The 16483-nt window shown below is 60.3% G+C and carries 17 protein-coding genes; 11 read left to right on the forward strand and 6 right to left on the reverse strand.

The window, feature by feature from the left end; genetic code table 11:
* Positions 1–2: 2 nt before the first annotated feature.
* Entirely contained in the window at positions 3–698 is a 696-nt protein-coding gene (locus N2A41_RS04085) for a class I SAM-dependent methyltransferase (protein WP_170261940.1), read from the reverse strand.
* Positions 699–1032: 334 nt separating this feature from the next.
* Here N2A41_RS04085 and N2A41_RS04090 point away from each other — a divergent pair, with 334 nt between their 5' ends.
* Together N2A41_RS04090 and N2A41_RS04095 are read left to right on the forward strand one after the other, a co-directional pair.
* Positions 1033–1644, forward strand: a complete 612-nt coding sequence (locus N2A41_RS04090) for a PAS domain-containing protein (RefSeq protein WP_260110345.1) — start codon at positions 1033–1035, stop codon at positions 1642–1644.
* 160 nt (positions 1645–1804) lie between these two features.
* A complete protein-coding gene (locus N2A41_RS04095; protein WP_170261939.1) occupies positions 1805–2101 on the forward strand; it encodes a hypothetical protein in 297 nt (98 codons plus the stop codon).
* Positions 2102–2278: 177 nt separating this feature from the next.
* Here N2A41_RS04095 and N2A41_RS04100 read toward each other — a convergent pair whose 3' ends face one another.
* Positions 2279–2716: a copper resistance protein gene (locus N2A41_RS04100; RefSeq protein WP_260110346.1), complete on the reverse strand. Its 438-nt coding sequence runs from the start codon at positions 2714–2716 to the stop codon at positions 2279–2281.
* A 332-nt stretch (positions 2717–3048) separates the two neighbouring features.
* On the opposite strand from N2A41_RS04100, the gene N2A41_RS04105 reads away from it, so the two are divergent.
* Positions 3049–3852, forward strand: coding sequence for a glycosyltransferase family 25 protein (locus tag N2A41_RS04105; protein WP_222295556.1), 804 nt, complete (start codon positions 3049–3051; stop codon positions 3850–3852).
* On the opposite strand, the gene N2A41_RS04110 is transcribed toward N2A41_RS04105, so the two are convergent.
* Together N2A41_RS04110 and N2A41_RS04115 are read right to left on the reverse strand one after the other, a co-directional pair.
* Positions 3818–5242, reverse strand: coding sequence for a HAMP domain-containing sensor histidine kinase (locus N2A41_RS04110; protein ID WP_222387356.1), 1425 nt, complete (start codon positions 5240–5242; stop codon positions 3818–3820). The two genes, N2A41_RS04105 and N2A41_RS04110, sit on opposite strands and share 35 nt — an antisense overlap.
* A gap of 144 nt (positions 5243–5386) precedes the next feature.
* Positions 5387–6064, reverse strand: coding sequence for a winged helix-turn-helix domain-containing protein (locus tag N2A41_RS04115; protein ID WP_026154042.1), 678 nt, complete (start codon positions 6062–6064; stop codon positions 5387–5389).
* A gap of 441 nt (positions 6065–6505) precedes the next feature.
* On the opposite strand from N2A41_RS04115, the gene N2A41_RS04120 reads away from it, so the two are divergent.
* A complete protein-coding gene (locus N2A41_RS04120) occupies positions 6506–7627 on the forward strand; it encodes an NADH:flavin oxidoreductase/NADH oxidase (RefSeq protein ID WP_260110347.1) in 1122 nt (373 codons plus the stop codon).
* 200 nt (positions 7628–7827) lie between these two features.
* Positions 7828–8199 carry a hypothetical protein gene (locus tag N2A41_RS04125; RefSeq protein WP_260110348.1) on the forward strand — a complete coding sequence of 124 codons (372 nt, stop codon included), beginning with the start codon at positions 7828–7830 and terminating at the stop codon, positions 8197–8199.
* 96 nt (positions 8200–8295) lie between these two features.
* Here the strand turns inward: N2A41_RS04125 and N2A41_RS04130 are convergent, their stop codons facing one another.
* Both N2A41_RS04130 and N2A41_RS04135 read right to left on the reverse strand, forming a co-directional pair.
* Positions 8296–9096, reverse strand: a complete 801-nt coding sequence (locus tag N2A41_RS04130) for an SMP-30/gluconolactonase/LRE family protein (RefSeq protein WP_260111106.1) — start codon at positions 9094–9096, stop codon at positions 8296–8298.
* Between the two features lie 227 nt (positions 9097–9323).
* On the reverse strand, positions 9324–10202 hold the full coding sequence (locus N2A41_RS04135; RefSeq protein ID WP_260110349.1) for an SDR family oxidoreductase: 879 nt from the start codon (positions 10200–10202) through the stop codon (positions 9324–9326).
* 125 nt (positions 10203–10327) lie between these two features.
* Between N2A41_RS04135 and N2A41_RS04140 the strand changes: the two genes are divergently transcribed.
* From N2A41_RS04140 to N2A41_RS04165, 6 genes are all read left to right on the forward strand, one after another.
* Positions 10328–10984 carry a TetR/AcrR family transcriptional regulator gene (locus N2A41_RS04140; RefSeq protein ID WP_170278646.1) on the forward strand — a complete coding sequence of 219 codons (657 nt, stop codon included), beginning with the start codon at positions 10328–10330 and terminating at the stop codon, positions 10982–10984.
* A 90-nt stretch (positions 10985–11074) separates the two neighbouring features.
* A complete protein-coding gene (locus tag N2A41_RS04145; protein WP_260110350.1) occupies positions 11075–11809 on the forward strand; it encodes an NADPH-dependent F420 reductase in 735 nt (244 codons plus the stop codon).
* Between the two features lie 69 nt (positions 11810–11878).
* Positions 11879–12265 (forward strand): GFA family protein, encoded by a 387-nt coding sequence (locus N2A41_RS04150; RefSeq protein ID WP_017963264.1) that lies wholly within the window; start codon positions 11879–11881, stop codon positions 12263–12265.
* A gap of 121 nt (positions 12266–12386) precedes the next feature.
* Positions 12387–12683 carry a DUF982 domain-containing protein gene (locus N2A41_RS04155; protein WP_017963265.1) on the forward strand — a complete coding sequence of 99 codons (297 nt, stop codon included), beginning with the start codon at positions 12387–12389 and terminating at the stop codon, positions 12681–12683.
* Between the two features lie 404 nt (positions 12684–13087).
* A complete protein-coding gene (locus N2A41_RS04160) occupies positions 13088–14182 on the forward strand; it encodes a glycosyltransferase family 4 protein (protein WP_170278648.1) in 1095 nt (364 codons plus the stop codon).
* A gap of 15 nt (positions 14183–14197) precedes the next feature.
* A complete protein-coding gene (locus N2A41_RS04165) occupies positions 14198–16402 on the forward strand; it encodes an amylo-alpha-1,6-glucosidase (RefSeq protein WP_170278649.1) in 2205 nt (734 codons plus the stop codon).
* Positions 16403–16483: the final 81 nt, after the last annotated feature.

Raw genomic sequence — 16483 nt, forward strand, 5'->3', positions numbered from 1 at the left:
CGTCATGCTTTCACCACCGAGAAGAACAGGAACCGCGGCTTGGTCGTCAGGCTCTGATAGGCCTGCGGGAAAAGCGTGCGGGCGCGCGGATCGGGCTGGGGCTCGCTGACGATATCGATCTGGAATCCGGCCGACTTCAGCGCATCGAACATGGCATGCAGCGGCCGATGCCAGAAGCGCATGGCGATATGTTTTCCGGCGCGCTGCCAGGTCTCATCGAAGCTGTAGGTCTCGAAATAATTGTCGCGGCCGGTCGAGGCGTGATCCATGAAGGGATGGTGGGTGGAAAAAACCAGGCGTCCGCCTTCGGGCAGCAGCCGGTGGAATTCCGAAAGCGGCCTCGACCAGTCGGGCAGGTAATGCATGACAAGCGAGGTAAGGATCAGATCGAAAGCCTTGTCCGCAAATGGCAATGCTTCGTTGAGATCGGCCGATAGCAGCCGCGCCCGCCCTTCCAGCCGACGTTGCGCGATCTCAAGCATGCCCGCACTGGCGTCGATCCCGGTCACCACAGCCCCGCGCTCGATCAGCGCCGCTGCATGCGCCCCGCCGCCGCATCCCGCATCGAGCACGGAAAGCCCGGCGACGTCGCCAACCAGCGCAAGAATGGCCGGCCGCTCGTAATAGGCATTCCAGGCATTGACCTCGTTATCGGCATCATAAGCCGCGGCGAAGGCATCATAATCATTCTCGGCCACGATATCTTTCCCTTTGCGAAGACTGTTCGGGGAAGCCAGGAGCTTGATCGATCGACCTGCAAAATGGCAGAGATTGCTTCGCCGGCAAAGTTTGAGCTCGGGCCCCAAGCTCGGTGCGTTGGTTTGTGCGAGCTTAAACATGTTCAGTCGGGATTATGCTCGGCAGTTCGGTCTGCCGCCATCCGAGGACATGGCTTTGCTGCGGGGAACGTCGGTTTGAGTGGCCGATGCCGCGCGGTATCTTACGCTGGCGCGACGACCGAAGGCCATAGGACACTCGCCTTGCCAATCAAGACGAGATGGGTGACGCGAACAGAGCCTGAGGGAGGTTGCTGTGCAACGGTTCATTCTCAGGCAAAATATCGGCCGGTTTCGCACGCTGCTGCTGGAGCAGCGGAACGAGCACGATACCCACGTGCTCAAGGTCATGCTCTCGCGGGCTGTCAGAAACCTGGCGATCCTCGAAGCCGCGGATGGCTTCGAGGCGGAGATCGATCCGTTGCATGCGGAAGTGCAGCGGCGAATCTTCCGCGACTCGTTCGAGCACTCTTCAATCCCCCACCTCCTGCTGGACCCGCGCAAGGGGCTGCACATTGTCGACATCAATACCGCCTACGAAAAGGCCACTCTGACGTCCGCCGCCAAGATCGCAGGAAGCTGCATGTTCGACGTCTTTCCCGACAAGCCTTCGGACGAAGAGGCAGACGGGGTGAGCAATCTCCATGCATCGCTCAAACATGCCGCGGAGGAAGGCGTTCCCAATGCCATGCACATCCAACGGTATGATGTCCGGGACGCCAGCGGCCTCTTCGTGACCAAATTCTGGAAGCCGGTGAACAGTCCCATCTTCGATGCCCAGGGTCGCCTTCTCTACCTGCTTCACCAGGTGGAAGACGTCACCGACGCCATTCAGAAGAGAACGGCCGAGGCAGACGGCAGTCCGTAAAAAATCCAACAGTTTGATCCAGCGCAAAGACTGTCTCAAAGCGAGCCATTACCCGTTTGTTCGCCGCCAGGTCACGCGTCTGCGGCACCCAAGGGCACCAGCAAAAAGAGCATAGCCAAGAGATCGAGATCACCGCACCAGAAAATCCAAGGAGCATCCGATGCGACATGCGACGAGAGCGGCCACCCCGCCAGCCACCAAAAACCTGTCGGCAGGCAATCCCGTTATCCCGGATGGCAAGGTTCCCGACTTCCGGCTGCAGAAGCAGGACGGAGGCGGCTGGCAGGTGAGGGTGGTGAGTACCCGCGGATCGTACTGGTTGCGCGCCAACCATCTTGAACTTTGCGACCCGGAAACCCTCATCGATCTGTCACATGCGAATTCCTTCCTGCGCGAAGTCCGAAAGAATGGGTTCAAGACCGAGTATATCGGCCCGAACGGCAGCGCCGTCATTTAGCAGCCAAGATCCGCAAGCGCGCTTTCCCGTTCGCTCAGGCCGGAGATTCTCAAGGTCTCGCATTTTTTCGGGCCGATGCGCTGGAGGCGGGATACCTGTCTCGGCGGCGAGGGGCCGCTCGCCGCCGAGTGGGGAAGAAGGTCCAGCAAGGGTGCTGCAAAAGGCAGTCGCCCGCCCCTACGGCGTCACCGTCAGCCTGGCTTCCATCCCGGCTTCGTAGTGGCCCTTCATGTTGCAGAAGAGTAGATAGGTGCCCGGCGCCAGCTTGGTATTCAGCTTGCCGCTGGCGCCCGGCTTCAGATCGGAAACCTCGCCCAGGCTTTTCAGCTTCGATTCATCGACGCGGTTTTTGGCAGCGTTGACCGGAATAGGCAGGTCCGGAGATTTCAGGCGAACGACGACCATTTCATGCTGCTCCGTCATCGCATCATTATGGACTGCGAAGGTCGCGGGGCCGGCTTTGACCGTTGGCGGGTCGAGCTTCAGCGACATCGCCCCACCGCCTTCTCCATCTTCCGTGACATTGATCACGCTCGTGGCGGCAAAGCTTGCTCCGGCCGAGCAGGCGATGGCGGCTCCGGTAAAAAGCGGCAACAGTCTGGCACGTGGTTTCATCGTTGGTCTCCGTCGGGTTTGAGAGTGGGGGCGCTGAGCGGCTTGCTCAAGCCAAGGGTCATCTGGCACGGCAGGCAGTGGGTCGCTGTCGTCATCGAAGGCGCGGTGGTTGTCGTTTCGATCGCGGGAAGGGAGGCGTCCACTGCATACCGCAGGAGAGCTGGTAGCGCGGTATTCTTACGCGTTCTTTGCCGGGATCATACCAATCCGTAAGAATGCCGCCCGTCCGCCCGACCGCCGCACTTTACCAAAATGTATAGTCCCAGCGAGGTCCCCGTGAGGTTTGGAGCGCAGCTTGGCGCCATCATTGCCAAATCGAGGTCAGCTCTCTCATGAACATGCGCGCCGCACCTGCCGCCCTTATGCCGGCCCTTCATCCGGTCAGCCTGCGGGTGAACACCTACCTGATCAATCTCGATCGTGCGCCCTTGCGCAGGTTCCGAATGGAACGCCTGCTGGCAAGCTTCGGCCTTGCCTTCGAGCGCGTCGCGGCGGTCGATGGGGCAGGGCTGAGCCTGCCGCATCCAGGCTTCGACGAAGCAGCCTATCTCAGCCGGCACGGCCGCCGGCCGAACCCTTTCGAGATCGGCTGTTATCTGAGCCACGTCGAATGCGCCAAGCGGTTCCTCGGCAGCCATGCCGAGTTCGCCCTCATTCTGGAAGACGATCTCGATTTTGATGACGACCTGGCCGAGCTGCTCGAAGCCGCCCTCAAGCACCAGGCGCGCTGGGACATCCTGCGTCTGTCCACCGTCAATTCCGGGAAAAAGCACAAGGTGGAGCCGCTGACTGCGTCGCGCTCGCTTGCCATCGCGCTCACCCGCGAAAAGGGGTCCGGCGCCTATCTGATCAACCGCAAGGCAGCAGGCTGGATTGCCGGTGTGCTTGTCCCCATGCGCCTGCCCTATGACCTCGCCTTCGATCTGGAGTTCGACGATGGGCTTTGCGCCTGCTTCGTCGATCCGCTGCCGGTCAGCCAAAGGGCGGATCCCTGTTCCCAGATCCAGTCAGGGCTCTCGGCCTACCGGCTTGGCCGCCGCCGGCCGTGGAGCGTGATGCCATATCGCGCCGCCGCCGAGCTGCGCCGCTTTGCCGCCCGCTTCAGCCGGCTCGCGGCATGGCGGATGAGAGGTTAGGACTTGCGGCCGGTACCAACGGGAAGCCGATCGAAACGACGAGGCCGGGATGATTGTCCGCCATGCCGATCTCAGCCGAATGCAGGTCGGCGATCGCCTTGACGAGGCTGAGCCCGAGGCCGCTTCCCGGCGTCGCGCGGCTCTTGTCGACCCGGTAGAGGCGCCGGAAAACCTTGTCCCTCTCGTCGGCGGGAATGCCGGGGCCGCTATCGGCGACCGAGACGATGGCGCGGCCGTCCTGGCGGCGGAGCGAAACCGTGATGCCGGTTCCGGCCGGGCAATGGTTGATGGCGTTCTCCACCAGGTTGGCGATCATCTGCGTCAAGAGATCGCGGTCGCCCCGGATGAGCGCCGGACAGCGTTCGGCGATCGTCAACGCCATCTGCGCGTCTTCGGCGACGTCGACATAGACCTCGGAAATCACGGCAAGTACGGCGTCGAGATCGGTCGCCTGGAAACGCTCTTTGCGGGCGCCGGCCTCGATCTGGGAAATGCGCAGCAGCGCCTCGAAGGTGGCGTTGATCCGGTCGCTCTCGTGTCTGGCTTCGTCAAGCAGCGCCGAAACATCCGCCTGCTGGTCGTTTCCGGCCACCGCGGCATCCAGCGTCAGGCGCAGCCTGTTGAGCGGCGTCTTCAGATCGTGGGCGATATCGGCGCTCACCTGCCGCATGCTCTCGACCAGTCTCTGCAGCCGCTCCAGCGCCGCATTGATCTGGATCGCCACCGTATCGAGGTCGTCGCCGTTGCCGGTGATCGGAATGCGGGCGTCGAGCGCGCCGTGGGAGACATGGTTCATGGTATGTGCGACCCCGTCCAGCCGTGCCTGGGCCCGGAAGGCGAGGAAGACGCCGCCTCCGATCGCGGTCGCGACGACGATCGCGGCGGCCCATTCGAAGCTCACCAGCACGATCCGCAGCATCTCGTCGACATCGTTGAAGTTTTCCGCCACCACCAGGCTGTAGGGGCCGATGGTCGAGACCTGCATCCGGTAGCGCTCATGGCCCTTCAGCCCGACATCGCCTGAGGTGACGGTATAGACGCCGTTCGGGATGCGGGGGGCGGCGAAATTGCCGGCAAGTTTGCGCCCGCCTGCATCCGTCAGCGAATAAAGCCCGTCGGAGGTCGACTGGAAGTTCGCATAATTGTTCAGCGTATTGATCAGGTCCTCGGGATCATTGGGCTCGTAGGTCGAGACGATCAACGAATTCATTTCGCCCAGCGACTGTTCGAGATCGCGCACGAGGCCGAGCCGCAGCATGTGATAGATGATCGCGCCGCTCAGGACGAAGGCGACGACGAAGAGCACGCCGAAGGTCACTGCAAGCCGGAACGGCGTGCTCCTGCGCAGGCTAGATGCCGAAAAGTGTGCGCGGTTTTCGGAGGACATCATGCTCTTGCTCTTCAAATTGCGAAGGATTTGAGATTTTCCTGTTCTAGAGCGGTTCAGCTTTTCACGGAAACGCAGAAGCGCTCTAACTTTCTGTTTTTACGCAATTCCGGACGGAAAACCGCTTCGCATTTTCCTGGAATTACTCTAGCGAGGCGCATGCAGGCTGTATCCGGTGTTGCGGACCGTGTGCAGAAGCTGGGCCTGGAACGGCTTGTCGACCTTGGCCCTGAGGCGGCTGATATGGGTCTCGACGACGCTGGTCTTCGGATCGAAGTGGAAGTCCCAGACCCGCTCCAGCAGCATCGTCTTGGTGATGACCCGGCCTTCGCCGCGCATCAGCACCTCGAGCAGGGTGAATTCGCGCGGCTGCAGCTCGATCACCTGGCCGGCGCGGCGGGCCTCCCGCCGGATCAAATCGAGCTCGAGATCGGCCACCTTCAGCACCGTCCTCTGCTCCTGCACCGGCGGCCGGCGGCCGAGCGCATTGACGCGCGCCATCAGCTCGGAAAAGGCAAAGGGTTTGACCAGATAATCGTCGCCGCCCGCCTCCAGCCCCTCGACCCGATCGTCGACGCCGCCGACCGATGTCAGGAACAGCGCCGGTGTGCCGACCTTGGCCGCCCGAAGCGAACGCACGATCGCCAGCCCATCGAGGCCCGGCAGCATGCGATCGACGACGATGACGTCATAGGCCTCGCGCTGCGCCTGAAACAGCCCATCGCGGCCGTCGCCGAACACGTCACAGACATGGCCGGCCTCGGAAAAGCCCTTGGCGATATAATCGGATGTTTTCCGGTCGTCCTCGATAAGCAGGATTCGCATCAGTCCGATCGTTCCCGGCATGCCTGGGGCGAGATTTAGCCGAGAGGATGGCCTGGCGACAACTTACGGATTGGTAAGATTTCGCGTTCCAATCCCTGACGACGCAATTCCGCCTGCGCCTGCGGGCCTCCGTGACATCCTCAACCTTTTCGAGCGTTTGTTAACGCTGCTCCTTCCATTTTGCTTGCAAGATAAAGCGTAAGCGGTGTTTTCCGCGCACATTGACCAAGCTCGGCTGGCCATTCCGAAAAATGCCGCTACAACATTGGTGGCAAGAATGCGCCAACAGCGGACGTTAGTCGATGGCGACGGTCGCCAACTAATAGCGTGCCAACGTGACTTGGCCGGGCGAGCTGCATCTGCGTATCGGGGGTTGCCAAGGCAGCTTAGTGATGCGCATCTAGCCGCGTATTTTCCTTCCAATTGTATCTGGCGGCCCTCATGTCCAAGCTCTTTTCACCGATCACCCTGCGTGGTGTCACGCTGCGCAACCGCACAGTCGTTTCCCCGATGTGCCAGTATTCGGCTCAGGATGGCTTTGCCAATGAATGGCACTATGTACATCTAGGGCGCTTCGGAATGGGAGGCTTCGGCTTGGTTCTGGTTGAGGCCACAGGGGTCCTGCCCGAAGGGCGCATTTCGTACGCCGACCTCGGTCTATGGAAGGACGAGCACATTGCCCCGCTTGCCCGGATCGTGAATTTCCTGCACGGCCAGGGTGCCGCCGTGGGCATTCAACTTAGCCATGCAGGCCGCAAAGCCTCGACGCCGGTTTGGCGGGATAAGGCAGATCAGCCCGCAACAGAAGAGCAGCGCCGCGCCGTTGGCTTCGAGCACTGGATTCCCGTAGGTCCGAGCGCACAATCGAACGACCCAACCAACGCTGACTATCAGGTCCCCAAAGCCCTCGACAGAGACGGCATCCGCCGTGTGGTCGACGGATTCGCGGCTGCTGCTACGCGCGCCAACCAGGCAGGCTTTGACACGGTTGAAATCCATGCCGCGCATGGTTACCTGCTCAATCAATTTCTGTCGCCGCTCGCCAACCATCGAACTGATGAATATGGCGGTAGCCGATTAAATCGAATGCGGCTGGTTCTGGAAGTCACCGAAGCCGTCCGCAGCGTGTGGCCAGCCGAAAAACCGCTCTTCGTTCGCCTCTCGGTCAGTGACAACAATGCCGACGGCTGGCAGGTGGACGACAGCGTTGCCCTGGCCGCGGAACTGAAGGCACGTGGTGTTGATGCTATCGATTGCTCTAGCGGCGGCTTTGCTCAGGGCCGCATTAGGTCCGCTCCAGCCTATCAAGTCCCCTTCGCTAAGGCGGTAAAACAAGGCGCCGGTATCCCGACTATCGCAATCGGACTATTGGGCGATGCCTTTGAAGCCGAAGCGTTCATTGAGAACGGCGATACAGATTTTATAGCTTTAGCGCGGGGCGCGCTCAACGATCCCAACTGGCCGCTCCATGCCAATCGCGAACTCGGCGGCGACTACACTCTTTGGCCGGTCCAGACCCGTCAAGTCGCTGAACGTGATCGCGTCCTTTCCTCTCCTCAGTGAAATTGGCGATGAGCCTCACGTCGGCCCCGCCGCGTCGTGAGAACCTCCAATGTAGGGTCCATGGAGAAACTCCTTGTCGCTCGTCCATGGAAACTCGATCACAGATCTGGCGACAGCGGACAAGGTGGGGTCACAACACCGGTTACGATAAAGCAGCGTAGATTGGTGACGTCCGCACAACGCGATACGGGTTCGGTGAGATGGGTAATCTTTGGCAGCGGATCACCTATTACCGCCATCGCAGCGAACTCTGGGCACTCGCCTTGGCGAAGCGGGCGCCTTGCCTGGCTATCTATCCGATCGGATTTATGCTCTGTTTCTGGTGGGGGATCGCTCCGTCGTCGATTCTTTTCCCGATTATTCTATTGCTCGAGAACAGCGGCCAGCTCGGCGAAACGATCTTGGCTCTCTTTTCAATCCCGGCTCTTGCGGTGCTGTGGTTCGCCTTGCCATGGTTCTCTAGCTGGTGTGACATTGCAGTCGGTCTGATGGTTGGTCGCTTCACGGCCGCGAGCGCCAAGGAGAAAGCCTTGGCGGAATCAATTCATGCCTACCGGACGAGGGCCAGTTGAGCCGCGGTGACAGCTTTCACAAACTCGATCGCAAGGGCCTCTTCTGGAGCGCGCTACGATCCGATCTTGTGTCCCGATGCGGCTACCACATGCCGACTACCCGTGAGGCCAACCCGCGCCGGCCGTCTCGACCTCGACGGACAAGAGCTGGCCAGTTCCGCCCATCTGGTCCATCTTGTCCATCCCGAACCATCTGGCGGCAGTAATGTAGAGGGTGGTTCGATCAGGTCCGCCCAGCAGGCAGGCGAATGCGCCGCGATCGAGCTTCACTTCATCGAGGAGCGCGCCGCCTTCACGAACCCTGCGGCAGTAGGCATTGGGGACGTCGGCGTACCAGATCGCGCCTTCAGCGTCGAAGCATATGCCATCGGGCGGCCCGGGAAGATCGGCCCAAACTCTTCGATGGGAGAGTTGCCCGTCGGCGGCGACATCAAACGATGTCAGCCGTTTCGCCCAGCTTTCGGCGCAAACCAGTGTGCGCCCGTCCGCAGAGAGAGCCATTCCGTTCGGAAACTGAAAGCCTTCCGCTTGTGTTTCGACCGTCCCGTCTGGATGTATCAGCAGGATCGCCGGGCCGTTGACGTAGATCCGGCCTTGCGGATCGATCACGATCTCGTTCCAGCCATTCGCTCGCAACTCGGCGAACTCTTCCAGTCCGGAGCCGTTGAACCGCAGCAAATGCGATGCCCCGGACGCGATGACGTACATGTCGCCCTGTGGTCCGAAGTCGAATGACAGGGGCGGGGCTTTGGCGGTTGTCGCCACTCTGACAGTTCCGTGCTCGCTGAAGGCCAGGATTTCGCCGCTTGTCCAATCCGCGAACCACAGTTCGCCGTCATGCCATCTTGGGCATTCGACCAGCCCCCGGCCTTCCAACCGAACCCTTGCCCTGTTCATTTCGGCCTCCTGTCGTTCTGCGCCGCCTTGGCCCATCGAGTGGAGCCACGGTGTAAAGACGAACAAGCAAAGCCGATGCCGACACGTGTCTGGCGAAAGGGCAATCACGGCCGCGACTGGTTACGCAGAAAGTGCCACAAACCTTGCCGGTATGCGGCGTCGCAAACGGGTCCGTCCGGAGACCCCTCAAAGGGCGGCAGGTGGCACCACCCGCCAACCCCAGAGTCTCAGATCACGCTCGACATGCCGAGCGCGCTGAGCAGGTCGTTCTGAATTGGGCTTACCGAATCGTTCAGCCGCTGGACACCGAGATCCATGCCCTCAGGCATGACGACCGTGCGCAACGGACGCCGTTCCGTGGCCTCGACCAGCCGTGCGATGGCATCGGCAACCATCTGGGGCCGCGGCGGATTAGCCTCGTCATGTCCGTCGTTGGCGTGGGCCTTGATCTGACCCGGGATCGCCGCGACCTCGCCGTAGGATGCAAGCACGGCCTGGTCGGACGGCTCCGGGCTCGATGAGATGAGGTTGCTGGGGAACGGCCCCGGCTCGACGATGACGGAATCGATTCCAAATCCCTTCAGCTCGTACCGATAGGCTTCGGCAAGCGCTTCGAGCGCGAACTTGCTCGCGGAGTAGGTGCCGAAGAACGGAAATACCACCCGACCCATCAGCGATGTCACATGAACGAGCAACCCGCTGCCGGCGGCACGCATATGCGGCAGAACGGCGCGGTCGGTCCGCACGGCGCCGAAGAAATTGACCGCAAATAGCCGTTCGACGTCGGCGACAGTATAGGCTTCCGTGACCCCGACGGGCATTATTCCGGCATTGTTGATCAGGGCATCGATCTTTCCGTGCTGCTTGACGACCTGGTCGATCGTGGAATTGACCGACGCCTCGTTGGCAACGTCCATGTCAAGGACTTGCAGCACATGCCCTTCAGCTTTCGCCGCGTCGATAAGATCGCTCCGCACCTGGGCGTTTCGCCCTTCGACGTCCCGCATGGTCGCAACCACCGTATGGCCCCGCCTTGCAAGCTCCAATACCGTGAGTTTCCCAAAACCACTGCTCGCGCCTGTTACAACAACGACTTTTCCGCTCATCCTAAGTCCTTTCCATGAAATCCAAGGGGCGTCGCACCATATAGACAGACCTGTATGTACTTGCAATCACAAAGTTGACAGAATAGTCTGTCTATAAGCGGACAATGAATCTGAGGTGATGGAAGATGCCAACGCGCAGCGTGCTTGAATTTGTGGATGTGGAGGGACAACCGCTTAATGCGCTTTCCCCGCGAGAACGAATATTAAAGACGGCATCGGACCTGTTTTACCGGTTCAGCATCCACTCTGTCGGGATCGACCGCATCATTGCCGAAAGCGGCGTGGCGAAGATGACGTTCTACAAACACTTTCCATCGAAGGCCGACCTGATCGCTACCTATTTGCGTTACAAAACGGACACCTGGTTTCAGATGCTCGCAACCTCGACTGAAAGAGCCGGGCTGTCGCCGCTGGAGCGTGTCCTCGCTATTTTTGACGCGATGGAGGAACCGTTCCGCGCGCCTTCTTTCCGCGGCTGCCCATTCGTAAAGGGGTTGGCCGAGTTCGGACCGGAGGCCAATTCCCCAGACGTACAGGCGACCATCGCCGGGTATTTCAGGGGCTTGCATGAATTTGTTGCGTCACTCATCGAGCCCTTGGCATTGAGCAATCCCGAAAGAGCCGTGATCCAGATCCTGTCGCTCTTCCAAGGCGCGATCGTGATCGCACAATCGACGCGCGATCCTGCTATTGTGGAGGCAAACCGCGATGCAGCCAGAGTGTTGCTGGAAGATGCGTTGATCTCGTCGTCCGAACCCGGAGTTCGTAAGGTGGTGGGGTAGGCGACCCGGCGCCATCGTCGCTTGAGGTCGCGGCTTCCCACGTCTCCGTTGGAGTGCGTTGAATCCAATATTCGCAGCAAAGGAAATGTTATGAAGATCGGAATTATCGGCGCAGGGAACATCGGCGCGACGCTGGCGCGAAAGCTCGCGGCCGCTGGGCACGAGATCAAGCTTGCCAATTCCAAGAGCCCGGAATCTATTCGCGAGCTTGCAGCGAAAGTTGGTGCGACGGCAACGACCAAGCAAGATGCCGTGGCGGGGGTGGATATTGTGATCCTTTCCGTCCCGTTTTCGGCTCATCGCGATCTTGCCGATTTATTCGCAAATGTTCCCGAGAACGTCGTTGTCGTAGATACGTCCAATTACTACCCGTTCCGTGACGGAGCGATCGCCGACGTCGATGGTGGCAAACCGGAAGCGGTCTGGGTCAGCGAGCAGATCAACCGACCGATCGTTAAAGCCTGGAATGCGGTGCTTTCTGCGACGCTCGCGGAAAAAGGCGTAGACATGTCGCAACCCGGCCGCATCGCCCTTCCGGTAGCGGGTGATGACCTCGAAAAGAAGTCGATTGTCATGCAACTGGTAGAGGCGACGGGCTTCGACGCTCTCGATGCCGGGGGTCTCGCGACCTCGTGGCGACAACAGCCAGGCACGCCTGCCTATTGCACGGAACTGTCTGCTGACGAGCTGCAAACGGCACTCGAAAAAGCTGATCAGAACCGCTCGGCGGGCAACCGCGACGCCCTGATCAAGGTCTTCATGGACAAAGGCGGCAGCCTTACTCACGATGAAATCGTAGCCCGAAACCGCACCGGGTCCGCGTGAGCGATAAGAAGACATCATGAAGTCCTCAGACTAAATTTCACGCCGTGATGGCGGATGACGGGAGCTCTTATGCATAAAGGCAGCTGTCTCTGTGGCACAGTGAAATACGAAGTTCGCGGCGAGCTAGGTGCGGCGATCTATTGCCATTGTTCGCGTTGTCGCAAGGCGACCGCTACCGCATTCGCGAGCAATGCGCCCGTCGCGACCAGCGACTTCGTCATCATTGAGGGCGAGTCGGCGCTGAAGGCATTCGATTCTTCGCAAGGCGTTCATCGCCTCTTCTGTTCCAACTGCGGTTCGCCCATCATCAGTCGCCGCGATGCGGTGCCGGATGTCGTGCGCTTGCGGCTGGGGACGCTCGATACGCCGCTGCCAGCGCCGCCGACCGCGCATTACTTCGTCGCCTCGAAGGCCGAGTGGTACGATATACACGACGACTTGCCACAGTTCGCGTAGCACATCATCGATGCCAGCACGAAAGCCATCCCCGGTGACGATCTCAGCCAAACCGCGATCTTGAAGAGCGGAATTCCGTTGCCTAAATCAGCGGCACTCACGCCATGAAAGGAGGTAAACGATGGCACTTGATACTTTTGAACACCCGATTTACGCGCAACGGAAGTACTTCGTGCAAGAGATCGCCGGGCTTGACGATCTTTTTGATTTTCTTGACGAATGGCCGGAGGAGAAACGCGATGTCACCTATGAGGTGATGTTGGACGCCTGCCAGAAAGCCGCCAACCGTCAACTTCCCGCGTCGGTCGTCGCGGCGAATTTCAGTCGCTTTCTCAGAACGCATGGCAAGCTCGCAGACATAGAAGACGTGCCCCCGCACCTGCGGCGGGTCAGCGATCGAAATGTCTCAGAGATCTAGTACCGAAGGTGATAGCCACGGCCCAGGGAGGCCCGAGGGGCGCGCGTCGCCCAGCTAGATGTCCTGGTAGGCGTTCAACGCCCTGGAGCCATCCGCAATTGCCGAGCGGTTCGACCGGGCTCCCTGCGTTCGCAATGACCACACTTCGAAGACGACGTCGGCGGCTGCCTGCGAAAGCGACGCGCTGTTGCGGAAGAAGACCAGCTAGCGAGCCATTGCGCCGGAACCAAAACACGCTCGCTGAGTTCGGCAAAATGAAGTCCTGATGGGACTGGGAAGGCCTACTGGAAAGGAGGACGCAGGAAGCAGCCGTTGCAAATTTAGGATTCAACTGCCGCATGCCTTTTAGTATGCGGCCCCGATTTTTGCGGTCGACTCTCTGCTCACCTGAGGAGATTTTGCCGATGAAGATCGCTCAGATTGCCCCGCTTGCAGAAAGTGTTCCGCCGAAATTATACGGGGGAACCGAGCGGATTGTTTCGTATCTTACCGAAGAGCTGGTGGCCCAAGGCCACGATGTGACGCTGTTTGCCAGCGGTGATTCCGTTACCGATGCCCGCCTCGTGCCGTGCTCGAACGTTGCCCTGAGGCTAAATCCCGCCATCAAGGACCACCTGCCGCACCAGATCCTTATGCTTGAGGAAATCCGCAGGCGCGCGCCCGAATTCGATGTCCTGCATTTTCATGTCGATCTGCTGCATTTCCCGCTGATCCGACATTTTGCCGACCGCACCGTAACAACGCTGCATGGGCGGCTCGACCTGCCTGATCTCTGGCCTTTCTACAAGGCGTTTCCGGATATTCCCCTGGTATCGGTCTCCAATGACCAACGCCACCCAATGCCGCCGGTCAACTGGTTGGGGACGGTCTATCACGGCCTGCCCGCTAGCCTCCTGTCTTTCACGGAAAAGCCGGCGGGCGGTTACCTCGCGTTCCTCGGACGGATCGCTCCGGAGAAGCGGCCTGACCGGGCGATTGAAATCGCCGCCAAGGTCGGCATGCCGCTGAAGATCGCCGCCAAGATCGACAATGCCGACAAACATTATTGGGAAACGGCAATTCAGCCGATGGTGATGAGCCATCCGAACGTTGAGTTCATCGGCGAGATCAACGATCATCAGAAGGCGGACTTCCTGGGCAATGCCGGCGCGTTGCTTTTCCCGATCGACTGGCCTGAGCCCTTCGGGCTTGTGATGATCGAGGCGATGGCCTGCGGCACACCGGTTCTGGCCTTCCGCTGCGGCTCGGTCCCGGAGGTGATCGACGACGGGATCTCGGGAATTTTGGTCGATACCGTTGCCGAAGCTGTCGAGAACGTCGAATGGGCACTGCAGCTTGATCGACGCAAGGTGCGGGCGAACTTCGAGCGACGCTTTACTGCGGGACGTATGGCAAGAGACTATCTCGCGGTCTACGGCCAGCTGCACGGATTTTGCGCAAAAGCCGCGCACCGCCGGCGCCCGAACCCTGAGATATCCATTGGCCAGGTTGTGGCATAAAAACCGGAGGCGACAATGACGACATCGGCAGGCGGCAATCCAAATCCCGCCGCAATGAAACAAGTGGCGCCGATAGCACAGTTCTTCATTCCCGCTGCCGCGTCACTGCAGGAACGGCAACCACGTACACTGAAGCATGGCGATACATTCGCGGTCTTCGACCACAATGGCGATGCTCTTTCCGGACCAGGAAGTCCCGACGGGCTCTTTCACCGCGACACGCGATATCTTTCGCATCTCTACCTGACGCTCGAGGATAGGCGTCCGATGCTGCTGTCGTCGACATTGCGCGACGACAACGCCACGCTCACCTGCGATCTCACAAACCCGGACTTCCTTGGCAAAGATGGAAAGCTGCGTCTCGAGCATGATCTCATCCATATTCGAAGGACACGCTTTCTATGGGCGGGGCGTTGTTATGAGCGCCTGGCAGTGACGAACTATGACGACAGCGATCATCACCTGCGGATGAAGCTGCAATTCTTTTCGGACTTTGCCGACCTCTTCGAAGTGCGAGGCACCGTGCGGGCAAAAAGAGGCCGTAGCCTGCCGGCCGTCATCGAAGATGGAAGCGTCCTTCTGTCCTATATCGGCCTCGATGGAAAAACACGGACAACCCGCGTCTCGTTCGATCCGGCTCCCGATGAACTCGCACCGGATCTGGCGGTCTACGACCTCCACTTGAGCGCGCGCGGCAGTCGCTCGATCTTCATCGAGATCGACTGCGACCGTTCGGACAAGGATCGCCGCGTCAACGGCTTTTTCCTCGCCATGCGCGATGCTCGACGGGCATTGCGATCGTCGATGGCAAGGACGGCATCAGTCTCGAGTTCCAACCAGATCTTCAATCAGCTTGCGCGGCGAAGCGTGTCCGACCTTTACATGTTGATCACCGACACGCCTGAAGGGCCGTACCCTTATGCCGGGACGCCGTGGTTCAGCACGGTGTTCGGCCGCGATGCGATCATCACCGCGCTGCAGACGCTCTGGCTGGATCCAGCCATCGCAAAGGGGGTACTTCGCCATCTCGCCGCCAACCAGGCGACCGAGATCAATCCCGCTTCGGATGCCGAACCCGGCAAGATCCTCCATGAGGTTCGCTTCGGTGAAATGGCCGAGCTGGGGGAAGTTCCGTTCCGCCGTTACTACGGCAGCGTCGATTCGACCCCGCTGTTTGTCATGCTGGCGGGGAGCTACCTGGACCGCACCGGTGACACGGCGACCCTTCATCAGCTTCTGCCGCATATCGAGGCGGCGCTGACCTGGATCGACGAATATGGCGACCGCGACGATGACGGCTTCGTCGAATACGGGCGCCAGACCTTGGAGGGCTTGATCAACCAGGCCTGGAAGGACAGCCACGATTCGGTCTTTCATGCGGACGGGACACTCGCCAAGGGACCGATCGCGATTGCCGAGGTACAGGCATATGTCTATGGCGCGTGGCAAGCGGGCGCGGAGATATTCCGCCGGCTCCACCGGCCCGAGCGCGCGGCGAAATTGCTGGCGAAGGCAGAGGCGCTCCGGCGTGCTTTCGACCTCCGTTTCTTCGACGAGGAACTCGGTACGTTCGTGCTGGCGCTGGACGGAGACAAGCGAGCCTGCCGGGTTCGCTCTTCGAATGCCGGCCATGCTCTCATGACCGGCATTGCCTACCCCGAAAGAGCCGAACAGGTGGTTCGCACCTTGATGAACGCCTCGTCCTTCTGCGGCTGGGGCATTCGCACTATTCCCGCCACCGAGGCGCGCTACAACCCGATGAGCTACCACAACGGCTCGATCTGGCCGCACGACAATAGTCTGATCGCCATGGGGCTTGCGCGCTACGGCTTCAAGCCCGCGGCAGCGCAGATCTTTGAAGGTCTGTTCGCAGCCTCGACCTATATCGATTTACGCGGGCTTCCCGAGCTGTTCTGCGGTTTTTCCCAACGGCGGTCGCATGGACCGACCTTCTATCCCGTGGCGTGCTCGCCGCAGGCCTGGGCCGCCTCAGCGCCTTTGTCGTTGCTGCAATCGTGCCTCGGCCTGGATTTCGACCCGAACGCCTCACAGATCAGCTTCAACCAGCCGCGCCTGCCGGCATTCCTGGATGAGATCACCCTGCGGCATCTTATGGTTGGCTCCGGATCCGCTGACGTCGCCATTCGCCGATCCGGCCGACAGGTCGTCGTAGACGTCGTGGGTCGCAAGGGAGATGTACGCGTTCTCACGACCGCTTAGTTCGGCAACCTCCGCAGCATCTGCTCGGCGGCCCCACCCAAAGGTGCCCCCTGCGCTTGCGCACAAATTGGAACTTAGACG

Origin of the sequence: Rhizobium sp. SRDI969 (assembly GCF_025152725.1) — a bacterium.
Classification (GTDB): domain Bacteria; phylum Pseudomonadota; class Alphaproteobacteria; order Rhizobiales; family Rhizobiaceae; genus Rhizobium; species Rhizobium leguminosarum_I.